Raw genomic sequence first — 13,998 nt, 5'->3', positions numbered from 1 at the left:
TCATCTTTACGAACGACTCAGGTTGCTTCCATGGCTTTTTTTGGTCCTAAAAGATCCCGAACGGCGCTTGCTGCCAGTTTGCGTGATTCTTCCAAACTAAGTTCGAGGCTGCGCGAATTACTGAGCAACCGGGGTACACTGTCCCGTCTCAGCGTCTGTCTGCTGACTATCCTGATTCTGATGGTCGCAGTCGAAAGCTGGAAAGCACCTTTTCCCTACCGATTAGGCATGTACTCCGAACATGGGATTCTTGCCAGTGTTTCGTTTGAGGTAGCTAATCCCATCGAAACCGACCGGGAACGGACGCAAAAAGAGTCTGAGGTCCCGTATTACTTCATTCAGAACCCCATCTTGATTGATAACCTTCCCAAACTTCTGAGAGAAGACCTGAAAGCCATCGCCGATGCCAAATCACTGGATGAACTGAATAGCGATGCCCGTGCTGAACTGGGTTTGACCCCCTCACGTCGGCTGGAACAGTTTGTAGATCAGTTCCCGGAAGAATCTGAGCAGACCTTTGCAGAATTGAAGTCACAGGTCTCCAGTCCTGACTCCAACGATACAAAAAAAATCGACGCAATCATTGAGGATTTTACAAAACTCATTGCACCACTCAAGACCTATGGGATTGTTAACGAAAATGATCTGACGAAACACCAGATTCGCCCCGGTGATAAAATCGAAATCGTTTACAAAGACACGGGAGAACAGAAGAAGGTAACCACCTTTGATATCCGGCTGCCTGATCAGCTCTCTGCAAACAGCGTGATCGGTCGTGAATGGAGTAAATTCCCCAAACTGGATTCCATGAAGTCGGCTCTGTCTCACTGGATTTACTTCCAGGCTCCTACAACACTGGTTTACGATGCTGCCCGAACCCAGACAGAACGAAAACAGGCAAGGCAGGACGTTGAAGAGGTCTACGACACTTTCCAGAGGGGCACAGTTCTGGTCGAACCTGGCCAATTGATCGAAGACAATCAGCTGGCTCTGCTACGAGCAGAGTACGAAACGAAAGAAAAAGCGGTCCCCTATTATGAGCGGGTTGTACGAGTCAGTTTCATTTTTCTGATGTTTATCGTACTGGCAGTCTTAAACGGATATCATCTGCTGAGAAATAAAAGGGCTGTTGCCAGAACCGTCAGCAGATTGAGTATCTATCTGAGCGTCATTGTCTTAACCGTGTTTCTGGGTAGGATTCTTTCCTACGATCCCTGGCGTGCAGAAGTACTGCCTCTGGTAGTCACCGTAATGGTCTTCGCGATCGTCTATGACCAAATCATGGCGATCCTGACAGCGTTGTCGTTGTCATTGATACTTTGTCTTTCCACGGGAAGCTCGCTGGGGCATTTCGTGGTATTAATGAGTATCTCCTCAGTGGCGGTTACTTCGCTGGCCACAGTCTCATCCCGCTCCACTTTAATCAAACTTGGTTTCGGCATGGGATTGACCTACTTTCTGGTCTACTGGGGAATCAACCTAATCAACAGTCAGGAGCTTTCCAACGGCCTGATTGATCAGCAGGTCCTCTGGGAAAGCCTGCAGGGAGCAGGGTGGTGTCTGGCAGCAGGTTATCTGGTTGCCGGAAGTCTTCCCTTTATTGAGTCTCTCTTTGGCGTAGTAACGGATATCAGCCTGCTCGAGATGAGTAATGTTTCGCACCCACTACTGCAGGAACTGGTCCGTCGAGCACCAGGTACCTATAACCATTCCATCTCGATGGCTACAATCGGTGAAGCAGCAGCAGACAAAATCGGTGCAAATGGATTACTGGTCCGTGTTGCCGCCTACTACCATGATATCGGCAAGATGCTCAAACCCCAGTACTTCATCGAAAACATGGTCGTTGGGAGTGAAAGTCTACACGACAATCTGGCCCCGGCGATGAGTACCCTGATCATTATCGGCCATGTCAAAGATGGCGTCGACCTCGCTCGTCAGCACAATCTACCACAGCCGATCATCGACTTCATTGAACAACACCACGGCACCACGCTGGTTGAGTATTTTTTCCGTGAGGCGGAAAAACAGGCCGACCAGAGTCCTGATCACAAAACCGATGCAGAAGAGTCATCCTTCCGCTATCCCGGCCCTAAACCGCAGACTCGCGAAGCAGGGGTCATGATGTTAGCAGACGCCGTGGAAAGCGCCAGTCGAACCTTAAGTGACCCAACTCCGAAACGGATTAAGTCTCTGGTCCATTCACTGGTGATGAAACGGTTGCTGGACGGACAGTTTAACGAATGTTCGCTGACATTGAGTGAGATTAATATTGTCGAAGAATCCCTGGTGAAATCTCTGATTGGGATCTATCACGGACGCATCAAGTACCCCGAAGAACGTTCTGCATAATCGAGTAATCAACCACGGAATGAACACAACCGACCAGTATCAGATCGATATCCAGAACTCTCAAAATCTGCTCGCGATTAATGAGCCCCAGCTTCAAGACGCAGTCCGCTACCTGCTGGAGTCAGAACAGGTAATCCAGGCAGAGATCAGTCTGGCGATTGTGGATAACCCCACAATCAGGGAATTGAACCAGCAATATCTGTCACACGATTATGACACCGACGTGCTCAGTTTTCTGCTGGAGTGCTCCCAGGACGAAAGTCTGGACCAATCAGTCATCAGAGGAGCAGGGAAGTCGATAGAAGGTGAAGTCATTATCTCAGCAGAGATGGCGATTTCCATGGCCGAACAATACCACTGGTCCGCTGCAGATGAATTTCTACTGTATGTCGTGCACGGATTGTTGCATCTGTGTGGTTACGACGACCTGTCGGAAGATGAATTAAAAGTGATGAGAGCCCGCGAACAGCAGATTTTTGATCGCTGGAAATTACAGATTCCTCGCCGTGAAGAGTGAAATATGATCAGAATATTCCCGAGTTACCGATTTATCTCTGAGTTTCCAAAAGGTACACTCTAACCTGAACTGGCCGAGTTCCAGCTTCAACTTCTTCCCCTGATATTTGGTTATTTAATCGACAAATGGTCCCGCTGGTTATTACCGTACTCATCGCCTTGATCCTGTTTTCAGGGTTACTGGGCTTTTCTCTGAGAGATTTCTCTCGCAGCCGACTGGAAACACTTTGTACTGAGGCGGGAGTCCCAGATCGATTCAGCGAAATTCTACGTTCACACCCAACCGTCCTGCTGGCCGCTGATATCTGCTATCTAACTGGAGTTATTCTCCTCTCAATTATCCTGACGCGACTGTATATACACATACCGGCCGAATTCAATTCACTGGTTATCACTGCCCAGTTTGCGGCTGAATTACTGCTAGGCCTTTTGACTGCCATTCTGGTTATGTTAACTCTTCCTTGGACTTTGGCCCGCATTGCGGGAGAACAGTTCCTGCAGCGTTCCTGGCCCGTGGTACGCTGGATACCCGTTTTCCTGAGCCCCGTCACGTGGCTGTCCTGGAAAATCGATGAGTTCTCACACCGCCTGGCAGGGAAAGAAGAGAACAAGAACGGCCGTGAGGCAAACATCAGTGAAGAAATTCTCTCGGTAGTGGAAGAAGGAGCCCGAGGAGGCATTCTGGAGTCGGAAGCTGGCAAAATGATCCAGCGGGTGATGGAACTGCAGGATGAGGACGTCGGAGCTATTATGACCCAGCGAATGGATATGGAATACATTTCCGTATCTGCAACTCTGGATGAAGCGCTGCTCAAATTCATCGATGTAGGACATTCCCGGATCCCTGTAATTGGAGAATCTACAGACGACATCGTCGGCATTCTCTATGCCCGGGAACTTCTTAAACATTACTCCAAAGAAAATCAGAACCTGAACTCAGCAGACCAGCTCACGATCAAGGATCTGATGTTTACCCCCTTCTATATCCCTGAAACAACTGGAATCGATTCTCTGCTGGAAACCATGCAGAAAGAACATGTTCACATGGCAATCGTCATCGACGAATACGGCGGAGTAGCGGGTCTCGTCACCATGGAAGATGTTCTTGAAGAAATCGTGGGGGATATCGTCGATGAATTTGACGAAGAAGAGGAGCAGATGATTTTTGAACTGGGTGAAAACCTGGTGGAAGTCGATGCCCGTGTCCATATTGATGACCTGAATGAACAATATGATTATGGGCTGCCTGAAGGCAAAGACTTTGATACGATTGGAGGATTCGTAATCACCCAGTTCGGTAAAGTCCCGCTACCGGGAGAAACCATGACCTGGCAACAGTTGCGGATTGAGGTCATCGAGTCGGACGAACGCAGAATCAGTAAACTACGTATCGAACTTGACCCCTCTCTGATGGAAGAAATCGACGCTGACGTCTAGTCAAATACTTACCAGCGTTCCACCGGCCCACCAGGCACGGGGATATGCATATCAGGTAATGTGCCTGTCCGCGATCCGGAAGTAGGTCCTTGCGACGCAATATTGCGGATCGCCTGATCAAAGTCTGCTAGTGTCTGGGCACACTGGAATTCATGCCGCAATGCCGGTTTGACGCGCATCGATTTCAAATACCAGTGCCCCATTTTCCGAAACATGGAGATCGCCCGATTCTCGGTGGTCATCTCCAACAGATAGCGAAACTGCCTTAAGAGGAGTTCAAGCCGCTCATCAAAATTACCCGGGGGATAACAGTCTCCTGTCTGCTCCCATTGCACGAGCTGCCTGAAGATCCATGGGTTTGCCAGTGCTCCGCGTCCAATCGATACCCCTGCACAACCTGTCGTTTTCAGCATGAAATCCGCATCCGCAATCGAGGTGACATCACCATTGCCGATTACGGGAATGGACTCTACAGCTTCTACGACTTGTCGGATGCCATCATGATTTACAGTTCCCTTAAACCCCTGCTCGCGAGTACGACCATGGATGGCAACTGCCACGATTCCCACCTGCTCAAACTCTCTGGCAAAGAAGGGGGCTGATAAATCAGAATCATCCCAACCGAGTCGCATCTTGACTGTGACGGGAATTCTGACAGCATCTACTACAGTCTGCACCAGGGAAACTGTGTCACTGGGGCGACACATCATACTGGCCCCGGCGCCCCCCTTGACAATCCGATTCACCGGGCAACCCATATTAATATCGATGGAATCGACCCCGCGGGACTCAAGCAACTGTGCTGCATCCCGCATGTATTCCGGCTTACTGCCGAAGATTTGCACTGCAAAGGGAGAGTCCTCTGGACAGGTCTGAATCAACTGAAGCGTTTTCTCACTTCCTTCCAGCAGGCCCCGTGCATTCACCAGATCGGTGGTTGCCAGCCCAACACCACCCAGTTCTCTGACAATTCGTCGAAAAGGTAAATTTGTATAGCCTGCTAAAGGAGAAAGCAGATATCGCGACTCGAGCTTCAGCGTCCCATAACAGACGGCAGGACGAAACGCAGGCTTAGGGGGTAAAGTTTGATTCATGATCATTCAAATTGAAAATATGACAGTGCTTATATTCTGAGTTTTATTTTAGCAGGGGATCAGACAACTGAAAATACTGACCAAATCAGGCTCTTACTCGCTTAAAAGATGGCAGATTCTTTCAAATTAACGATGTCAAAATGGGGAGAATAACAAAATAATTCTCATTGAAGTCACCCTACCGATTATGCCGATAAAGTCGATATCGCTTTATTCTAACCTCCACCGCGGGAAATGATCTGGTGCTGACTCGTATTTTGGCAATATTGATTGGTTTGTCGAGCCTGACAGGGTGCGTGATCATGCGGACCACTGTGACCAATCCAAATCCGAGACTCAAAACCGTTGCTGTGGTTCCTTTTTTTAATTTGAGCCAGGAGCCAGAAGTCGACGGGCGCCGCTTTGCCCTCGCCTATTATTCAGAACTACAGAAGGTTCCGGGGTTCCAGGTCTTGCCCGTCGGTGTTGCAGAAGTGGCGATGGTAGAACATCAACTGCAGATGAATAATCCGGATGACGTGCTCAAGCTGGCGAAAGTTCTTGACGTTGATGCCGTTGTGATCGGTGCAGTCACTGATTACTCCCCCTATTATCCGCCTCGAATTGGATTGCAAGTCTCCTGGTACTCACCTCATGCCCAGGAATTTACTCCCGGAGTTCCACTCCTGGTCGAAGAGCGGCGTGAGAAAAAATCAGTCCTGAACCAGGTGTTTAAACTGGATCGGATTGTGAATCATGAAGGCAAAAAAGAAGTCCGGTATTCCAATCATCAGGAGCGGAAACAAACCCGCCAGGAGATGAAAGCCAAATTCAAATCATATAAGGAATCCGCATCGGCAGAATGTCCCCCTGAATTCCAGGTACCTGAGCCTGCTACCGAACCAGTTTTCAGAGGTCAATCCGAAGAGCCGCTTGCAGCCTGGCCATATTCACAAAACCAGCAGCAGGTGATCCAAGTCTCTGCCCAATCGAATCAGGGCGCCGATTCAACATCCCCCTTTGGGCAGCTTCCCTTGAAGGCTAAACCTGCTGTAAACTCGCCAACAGTTCAAAAATCAATGGAGGCTCCTTCTCCCACCCCACATCACCATCCCGGAACAAACTCCACCACAACTCCTTCATACACGAAGCAGTTTGGTGAATTTTGCCCTCCCACCGCTACGACAGAAATCGGCGTCTGTGATCCTCGCCAGCCATTCATGTCTTATACACGGCTGTTTGACGGTTCTGATGCCGCTCTGGTTGCCAACTTACGTGATTACCTGGAAGTCAGCGGAGACCGCCGCAGTGGAGGCTGGGAAGCTTACCTGCATCGGAGTGAGGACTTTATACGGTTTACAGCACATTTAATGATTGTAGAGATGTTAACACTACATGGTGGTCAGGCTGAGCACCAGATGATCTTCAAGGTCAGAAAATATCGATAACCCCACCTCTTAACCGCCGATATTAATTAGCGCGGTTGCTTGAGCACTTCCAACCAATCCTGTCTCTGACATAAGTGCTCTGATGAATAAAAAAGGACTGCTACTGTGAAACAACAAATGAATGTCGTTGCATTGGTAAAAGATTCAGAACGCTATGTTTTTCTGTATGACGATGCCAGTTCTTCCCAGATGCTTCAGACCCTGGGACAATACGCAGCAGATAAAGAGTTGAGCTTCACCTGGTATGATGCAGCAGTCATGAGTCAGAAAGTCAGAAAACTGAGACGGGAAGCTGAGCAGGAACAGCAGACTGGCAGATTACGCAAAACTGCATGAGAACGATGCTGACAGCACTTCTCTCAGACTCTGAAATCCACACATTCATTCAGCCAGACCAGCAATCACATGATATCCTCTGAGCATGTCAGGCCAGTTGAACTGCACGATGCGATTGATAGTTTCCTCAGGTATCTCGATATCGAGCGAAATGCATCTGAACTGACCTTGAAATCGTATTCAGAAGACCTGGGAAGCCTGCTGGAATATCTGACCGAGTACGAAGAGACGCTACTATCGCCCGATCAGATCGGAATCAGCGAATTACGACGTTACGTCGCGTACTTACATGAGTGTCAGTACGAAAAGACTACGATTGCCAGACGCCTGGCGTGCCTGCGGAGTTTTTTTCGTTACTGTTGCCGCGAAGGATTCACTCAAACGAATCCGGCCAAGCCGCTACGAACTCCGCGGACCGGAAGAAAACTGCCTCATTTTTTAACAACAGATCAGATTGGTGCCCTCTTGGAAGCGCCACCTGCCAATCAGAAAATGGGCTTAAGAGACAGAGCCATTCTGGAAACCCTGTATTCAGCAGGGCTGCGTGTTTCCGAACTCGTTGCACTCAATGTAAGCGACTGGGATCAGGATGCAAATATCATCAGAGTGCTTGGAAAAGGCCGCAAGGAACGTATTGCTCCCATCGGCAGTTATGCCGCCAAAGCACTCCAGCGCTGGACAGCAGAACGTGAGGGTAAGCCAGAATCTCATCCTGATGCGGATGCTCTTTTTCTGAACCGGCTAAAGACGCGACTGACATCCCGTAGCGTCGGCCGGATGCTGGAGAAATACCTGCTGCAGACAGGTCTGGATAAAAAGACCAGCCCACATACACTGCGGCACAGCTTCGCTACACATCTGCTGGATGGCGGCGCCGATTTGCGAAGTGTTCAGGAAATGCTGGGACACAAAAGTCTGACAACCACACAGATCTATACCCACGTCAGCACCGCCCGCCTGCGTGAGACCTATGAAAAAGCTCACCCGCATGCCCAAAATCAATATAAGAAACGCTGAGCTGAACTATCTCTTCCGCTGTTTGTGTCCAGAGAACCAGTCAGAATTTTAATCGACTTGATAGATCTGAGGCGTCCCTGATTCCAGACTGCAGCGGGCCAGTTGAACCAGCCGGATTGCCTGACAGACATCTCTGATATTTGCCACTGGAATAATCCCGCCCACAGCTCTGCGACAAAAGTGATCCAGCATGACTTCCAGTTCCTGACGGTCACTTTTTAGTGATTCCGTCATCGTTTCTGTGTCATTTTCCCAATGGATCTCATCCGGTGAATGAAATTCTGCGTGACCGTTGCGGCAACGAACCTGATGTCGGGGATAAAGTGAGTCAGTCGACTGCTGATGTTGTTTAATATCAATCAGTGCAAAACGCTCGGCAGCAGTGACCGGATCTGGTAGAAATTCGATTTTAATTCTCCAGTGATCCTCTGACTGAATACTCGAGTCTGAATGGAAACTGGAATGGACTTTAACCGGCTTGGTGCGCATAACGTAACAACACCAGTCGATTAATCCGACCAGAAAATCAGTTTCATTTTTCTGTCCCGGAATATCCACCTGTTGATCAGCCGCAGGCCGACAGGTTTGCAGATGGATCGAAACCGGCTTACCAAGCCGTGTGACAACCAGTTCAAAAAAGCGACTGGTGGCCTGGGAATAACGACGGCTGAATTCCGGCATTAATGTCACCAGTTGATCGGTTGCCCGCTCATGAATTTCCCCCAGGAGATTCAGATCTTCTCCCAGACTGCCGGCAATATACACGGGGCGATGCTGCTGACTCAGCACCTTCAATGGATAGTGATTCATCCATTCCGAATTTAACAACAGGAAAGCGTCAACGGGATACCGGGTCGTCAATGCCTCAATCCCTGAGGCGACCGCTGCATTCCATTGAGATGAAACCTGTTCCGCTCGACTGCGCACCGGATCATAGACGGCTTTGATCTGGATTCTTTGATCCATCATCCGCAGGACAGGTTCATAGCGCTGCTCCCAATATGGGCCGAGCCCTATTATTCCAATTCTGACCATACCGGGAACATTACAATTTGGGAAACAGGATGAAACAGATTACATTCTCTAGACAGAACCTGATCAGAAATTCAGAATCTTCTACCCAGAGATCCAAGTGCAGAAACAGATATGATATTCATTAAATATGTATAGAATCAAGACTGTATGAGCCAGTTGCCATCGATACCCTGAATCAGTGAGCTACATTCGATCAAGCTGGCCGATAATACATTTACCAGGATGACGATATAAGACCAGGCAATCAGACTCTTGACGTGACAGAGATTCTCTAATGAGATTGAATTCAGGCTAAGTCCATCGAATGCTGTTATCCTGATCTCAGTGAACTCAGCAGCCATCACCTGAAAATCGATTTTCCCGCTCATATCGTGTCTGTCGTGAAAAATTCCCATCTACCTGCAAAATCTTAAAAAGACAGCAAATAATTTGATAGTCAGGAGTTCAAACAAATTTTGGGTGTATGTTTTTTAGCTGAATAACGTAGAATTATGATAAGAGATCTCTCCAAATCCAGTGTCAATCAGTCCTTTTCGCCTGTCAAAATGACTGATTCAGAAAGGTGAGCCAGTTATGGGTGATACAACCGATAAACCATCCGATCTCCAGAAGCAGAGTTCACTCAGTGTCAGCGAAGAAATCGAATTACAGGGCCATATCATCGATAGTCTGCTCCTGCCCAAGATTCTGGATGAAATTACAGTTTTAGGTGGCGATTTCTCGATTGATGAGATTTCAATTGGTCACTCCCGGTCTGACAGCAGTCGGGCCCAGATCAAAGTCACGGCCCCCGACGACGAAACGCTGCAGACAATCCTGACTCAGATTGCCCAACATGGGGCCGTTCCCTTGGAACAGCATGACTGTCTTCTGGCACAGGCTGACATGGGTGGTGCATTCCCGGAAGGGTTCTATTGCACAACCAATCAGAAAACCGAGATCCGTGTAGATGGAAACTGGATTCCGGTATCGCTCCAGGAAATGGATTGTGGCATCGTGGTGAGTAAAGATCATAAATCAGCTCATTGCCTGCCGATGGCTGATGTTCAGGAGGGTGAACTGGTCGTGCTGGGTACCCGGGGCACACGTGTCTTTCCCATAGATAGAGGTGCACCGGAAGTTGCCGGTTTTTCATTCATGAACAGTACTGTTTCAAGTGAGAAACCCAAGGGAGTTACCGTCCGTGAAATCGCCGCCGAGATGCGACGCGCGAAACAGGGGGCCGGAAAGATACTGGTGGTCGCCGGTCCTGCGGTTGTACATACCGGGAGTAGAGCTTATTTCAGCGAGTTAATCAGGGAAGGGTATGTCAATCTGCTGTTCGCCGGGAACGCTCTGGCCACCCACGACATCGAAGAATCGTTTTATGGGACCAGCCTGGGAATCTCGATGGAACATGGTGGATCCAGTGAAGAAGGTCACGAACACCATTTACGTTCAATCAACCGGATTCGTCGTCTGGGTAGTATTCAGAATGCAGTCGAGCAGGGGGTCTTAACATCAGGGATCATGTATGAATGCGTGAAGAATCAGGTCCCCTTCCTGCTGGCGGGGAGTATTCGTGACGATGGTCCTTTACCCGATGTCATCACTGATACGGTCGATGCGCAGAGAAAAATGCGTGAACTGTTAGAGGGAGTCTCTTTCTGTCTGATGATCGCTACCACTCTGCATTCGATTGCTGTCGGGAATCTGTTACCGGCCAGTGTCAGAGTGGTCTGTGTGGATATTAACCCGGCCACTGTCACTAAACTGGCAGATCGCGGCACGTTTCAGACAGTCGGGCTGGTTACTGATGTGGAACCTTTTCTCAGAGTGCTGCTCGATGAAATCAATAAAGGATCGTAAGGATTTTGTTAGCTGGATCGCCTTGTTATACTGTAAGTAATTAGCCATTAGTTATCTTTAAATCAGCCTGTTTCCCCCGAAAGGGCATTCCCCATGCAGGAATCGACTCAAAAGAAATATCACGTTGCTGACTTCGCTCAGATCGAAGGGACCGCTTGCCCTTGTGGGACTGCCCGCCGCGCATTTGCTGATGTGGATGACTTTCCCGGAACCCTGCACGTTACCGAGATCTCAGAAACAGCTGAGCTGCACTATCATCGCAAACTCACAGAGACGTACTACTTCCTGGAGTGTGGTGAAGATGCTCAAATGCAACTCGATGACGAAATCATCCCTGTACACGCCGGAATGTCTATCGTAATACCTCCCGGGGTCCGTCATCGCGCTATCGGCACCATGAAAATCATCAACATCGTTTTTCCGAAGTTCGACCCTGCTGATGAATGGCTCGATTGAACCACTTTCTCAAAATACGATCAGCAGTTAAAAAGAGGCAACGGTTCTTTATGTATTCACCGTCGTTTCACTGCAATAAGGGCAGGACTCTCCGTAGATAATTTTCCCACAATTCGTACATTCGTGTGCACCGTAGGATGGCTTATCGGGTGTTACCCAGCGCTGGTAAGCCAGAAACACGAATACGGCTGTGACGAAGATAGCAAACAGAATTGCCAAACCACCGGTACCGTAAGAAAAGAAGATTCCCAGATCGATCACGATTCCGCAGACAAGAAAGACGATCGCATCACGCAGACGCTCCCTGCGGTTATCCGGGGAATCGACAATTACCTGCTCCTGGTACTGCAGGATCTGATACAGCAATTGATCACGTTCTTTCTGGAGTTGCTGTGCTTCTTTCCTCGCACCAGCGGCGGACAGCAAACGGGCAGCGGTATCCAGAATACGGAGTGTATCGTCAGTGTTAATCTGGCTCTGATGAGCCCAGCGGTTTCGATACTCTCTCAGTTCGCCTACAAAGCTGCGTTCCAGAGGAGTGAAACGGTTACGAAAGACGCTGTTCCAGTGATCCCATAAAATCAGGAGTGTTGAGTGCGCGTCCCAGCGGATTGCGTCACCTTCAGGCTGTGAAGTCAGGGGAGAGTTACGGAAGCTCTCTTTGGCACGGTCAATCCAGCTGTCCTGGTAAACCGCTTTCATTTCCTGCTCAATGACGGGATAGAGTCCTGTCCCCAGTAACTCTAGAGCCAGCTTGATGCGCTCATTATCACCTGCCACGCAATTCCCCTCTTCCGCCTCACAGAATATTTCCCTAAAGTCAAGCTCGTGAATCCTTTCTTAAGTTTCCTGATACCAGAACAATACTTCCTTTTTTTAGGGAACAGGTCAAGCACGCAACCGGCAGATTCAACGAAAGCAGGGGATTTCTTTGTCCACTAATCTGGTAGAAACGATTTAGCAGGCCTTTGCGGTGGTTAATTGCAAATTAGATTCAGGCAATCAGTTCATCCACCACACGACCGTGAACATCAGTCAACCTGAAATCGCGGCCTGCAAAACGGTAGGTCAGACGCTCATGATCAAATCCGAGCAGCTTCAAGAGTGTCGCATGCAGGTCATGCACATGCACCTTATTTTCAACAGCAGCAAATCCGAATTCATCGGTCGCCCCGTAGGCTTGACCACCTTTGACTCCACCTCCAGCCAGCCAGACGGTGAATCCATGGTTGTTGTGGTCACGACCATTCATTTTGCCAGCATTAGCTCCGGGTGTAGGGAGTTCCACAACCGGGGTCCGTCCAAATTCACCACCACAAACAACGATCGTATCCTGCAGTAATCCCCGCTGTTTCAGGTCTTTGAGTAATGCTGCAATTCCCTGCGAACACTCGCCGGCCAGACGTCGATGGTTCTTCTCAATTTCATCGTGGTTGTCCCAGGGTTGACCGGCACCGTGCCAGAGTTGCACGTAGCGGACACCACGTTCCACCAGTCTACGAGCAATCATCATCTGACGGGCATGCACTCCAGAGCCATACATCTCGTGAATGTGCTGTGGTTCCTGGCTGACGTCAAATACATCTGATGCCTGCATCTGCATACGATAAGCCAGCTCAAAAGACTGAATCCGGGACTCAAGAGCGGACTCCTGGGCCCGTGCTTCCTGGTGACGACGGTTCAAAGCCTGCAACAGATCAAGTTGTCGACGCTGCTCGGGCAGGGACTGCTTCTTATTTCTGATATTGCTGATCAGTTTCTCAATATCAGTATGTTTGGTATCAATGTGCGTTCCCTGATAGGCACCCGGCAGAAAAGCAGAACGCCAGTTAGCAGATTCCGTAATGGGATATCCCCCCGGACACATCACGACGAAACCGGGGAGATTCTGGTTTTCGGTCCCCAGACCATAAGTCACCCAGGCTCCCATACTCGGGCGTGGCTGAATCAGATCGCCACAATTCATCATCATCAGGGAAGGCTCATGGTTTGGCACGTTGGTATACATCGACCGTACAAAGGCGATATCGTCGACACAGTCTCCCAGTTCGGAGAACAGCTCACTGACTTCCAGACCACTCTCGCCGTACTTTTTAAATTTAAACGGTGAGGGCAGGGCGGCCCCGGTTTTCCGTTCTGTCCGCAGGTTTTCCGTCGGCAGCATCTTACCAGTGTACTTTGCCAGCGCAGGCTTGGGGTCAAATGTATCGACTTGGGAGGCGCCACCATTCAAGAAGATATGAATGACGTGCTTGGCTTTACCCGGAAAATGAGAGGTTTTCGGTGCCATTGGCGATTCTGTATTGACCCCAGAAGCTCCCTCAGCAGAATTCAACATTCCTTCAGAAGCCATCAGTGAGGCGAGTCCGAGCGAGCCCAGACCGGTACCACACCGCTGCAACATCTGTCGACGCGTTAAAATCGGATCAATATTGAAATGTGGGTTAGTATCAGCCATGAGTTCAGGCTCCCCATTCTAT

Annotated in this window: 12 protein-coding genes; 8 read left to right on the top strand and 4 right to left on the bottom strand. The window is 49.3% G+C overall.

Features of this window, described 5'->3' with window-relative positions:
* Window positions 1-30 precede the first annotated feature (30 nt).
* The 3 genes from HG66A1_RS11745 to HG66A1_RS11735 all read left to right on the top strand — a co-directional run bounded on the left by HG66A1_RS11745 (window position 31) and on the right by HG66A1_RS11735 (window position 4,305).
* On the top strand, window positions 31-2,352 hold the full coding sequence (locus HG66A1_RS11745) for an HD family phosphohydrolase (protein ID WP_145183721.1): 2,322 nt from the start codon (window positions 31-33) through the stop codon (window positions 2,350-2,352).
* A gap of 19 nt (window positions 2,353-2,371) precedes the next feature.
* Window positions 2,372-2,869 (top strand): rRNA maturation RNase YbeY, encoded by a 498-nt coding sequence (ybeY, locus tag HG66A1_RS11740; RefSeq protein WP_145183718.1) that lies wholly within the window; start codon window positions 2,372-2,374, stop codon window positions 2,867-2,869.
* Between the two features lie 125 nt (window positions 2,870-2,994).
* Complete coding sequence (locus tag HG66A1_RS11735) at window positions 2,995-4,305, top strand: hemolysin family protein (RefSeq protein WP_145183715.1); 1,311 nt, start codon at window positions 2,995-2,997, stop codon at window positions 4,303-4,305.
* A gap of 8 nt (window positions 4,306-4,313) precedes the next feature.
* On the opposite strand, the gene dusB is transcribed toward HG66A1_RS11735, so the two are convergent.
* Entirely contained in the window at window positions 4,314-5,399 is a 1,086-nt protein-coding gene (gene dusB, locus HG66A1_RS11730) for a tRNA dihydrouridine synthase DusB (protein ID WP_145183712.1), read from the bottom strand.
* A gap of 302 nt (window positions 5,400-5,701) precedes the next feature.
* On the opposite strand from dusB, the gene HG66A1_RS11725 reads away from it, so the two are divergent.
* From HG66A1_RS11725 to xerC, 3 genes are all read left to right on the top strand, one after another.
* Window positions 5,702-6,826 (top strand): hypothetical protein, encoded by a 1,125-nt coding sequence (locus HG66A1_RS11725; protein WP_145183709.1) that lies wholly within the window; start codon window positions 5,702-5,704, stop codon window positions 6,824-6,826.
* A gap of 105 nt (window positions 6,827-6,931) precedes the next feature.
* Window positions 6,932-7,162 (top strand): hypothetical protein, encoded by a 231-nt coding sequence (locus HG66A1_RS11720; RefSeq protein ID WP_228030478.1) that lies wholly within the window; start codon window positions 6,932-6,934, stop codon window positions 7,160-7,162.
* Window positions 7,163-7,264: 102 nt separating this feature from the next.
* Window positions 7,265-8,179, top strand: coding sequence for a tyrosine recombinase XerC (xerC, locus tag HG66A1_RS11715; protein WP_145193761.1), 915 nt, complete (start codon window positions 7,265-7,267; stop codon window positions 8,177-8,179).
* 48 nt (window positions 8,180-8,227) lie between these two features.
* On the opposite strand, the gene HG66A1_RS11710 is transcribed toward xerC, so the two are convergent.
* Window positions 8,228-9,214, bottom strand: coding sequence for a Gfo/Idh/MocA family oxidoreductase (locus HG66A1_RS11710; RefSeq protein ID WP_409999472.1), 987 nt, complete (start codon window positions 9,212-9,214; stop codon window positions 8,228-8,230).
* A 573-nt stretch (window positions 9,215-9,787) separates the two neighbouring features.
* Between HG66A1_RS11710 and HG66A1_RS11705 the strand changes: the two genes are divergently transcribed.
* Both HG66A1_RS11705 and HG66A1_RS11700 read left to right on the top strand, forming a co-directional pair.
* The gene (locus tag HG66A1_RS11705) at window positions 9,788-11,062 is read left to right on the top strand and encodes a TIGR00300 family protein (protein WP_145183703.1); all 1,275 of its coding nucleotides are present in this window, start codon (window positions 9,788-9,790) and stop codon (window positions 11,060-11,062) included.
* A gap of 93 nt (window positions 11,063-11,155) precedes the next feature.
* Window positions 11,156-11,518: a cupin domain-containing protein gene (locus tag HG66A1_RS11700; RefSeq protein ID WP_145183700.1), complete on the top strand. Its 363-nt coding sequence runs from the start codon at window positions 11,156-11,158 to the stop codon at window positions 11,516-11,518.
* 48 nt (window positions 11,519-11,566) lie between these two features.
* Here the strand turns inward: HG66A1_RS11700 and HG66A1_RS11695 are convergent, their stop codons facing one another.
* On the bottom strand, window positions 11,567-12,298 hold the full coding sequence (locus HG66A1_RS11695; RefSeq protein WP_145183697.1) for a Swt1 family HEPN domain-containing protein: 732 nt from the start codon (window positions 12,296-12,298) through the stop codon (window positions 11,567-11,569).
* 214 nt (window positions 12,299-12,512) lie between these two features.
* Window positions 12,513-13,976, bottom strand: a complete 1,464-nt coding sequence (locus HG66A1_RS11690) for a DUF1501 domain-containing protein (protein ID WP_145183695.1) — start codon at window positions 13,974-13,976, stop codon at window positions 12,513-12,515.
* Between the last annotated feature and the right edge of the window lie 22 nt (window positions 13,977-13,998).

The sequence above is a fragment of the Gimesia chilikensis genome (assembly GCF_007744075.1).
Taxonomy (GTDB): domain Bacteria; phylum Planctomycetota; class Planctomycetia; order Planctomycetales; family Planctomycetaceae; genus Gimesia; species Gimesia chilikensis_A.
The sequence above is the reverse complement of the archived record's forward strand: the minus strand, read 5'-3'. Positions and strand labels throughout refer to the sequence as shown.

What these genes read in the sequence shown, in the direction of transcription:
- HG66A1_RS11745 (WP_145183721.1), top strand. Translation starts at nt 31, where the DNA reads ATGGCTTTTTTTGGTCCTAAAAGATCCCGAACGGCGCTTGCTGCCAGT.
- ybeY (WP_145183718.1), top strand. Translation starts at nt 2,372, where the DNA reads ATGAACACAACCGACCAGTATCAGATCGATATCCAGAACTCTCAAAAT.
- HG66A1_RS11735 (WP_145183715.1), top strand. Translation starts at nt 2,995, where the DNA reads ATGGTCCCGCTGGTTATTACCGTACTCATCGCCTTGATCCTGTTTTCA.
- dusB (WP_145183712.1), bottom strand. Translation starts at nt 5,399, where the DNA reads ATGAATCAAACTTTACCCCCTAAGCCTGCGTTTCGTCCTGCCGTCTGT.
- HG66A1_RS11725 (WP_145183709.1), top strand. Translation starts at nt 5,702, where the DNA reads ATGCGGACCACTGTGACCAATCCAAATCCGAGACTCAAAACCGTTGCT.
- HG66A1_RS11710 (WP_409999472.1), bottom strand. Translation starts at nt 9,214, where the DNA reads ATGGTCAGAATTGGAATAATAGGGCTCGGCCCATATTGGGAGCAGCGC.
- HG66A1_RS11705 (WP_145183703.1), top strand. Translation starts at nt 9,788, where the DNA reads ATGGGTGATACAACCGATAAACCATCCGATCTCCAGAAGCAGAGTTCA.
- HG66A1_RS11700 (WP_145183700.1), top strand. Translation starts at nt 11,156, where the DNA reads ATGCAGGAATCGACTCAAAAGAAATATCACGTTGCTGACTTCGCTCAG.
- HG66A1_RS11690 (WP_145183695.1), bottom strand. Translation starts at nt 13,976, where the DNA reads ATGGCTGATACTAACCCACATTTCAATATTGATCCGATTTTAACGCGT.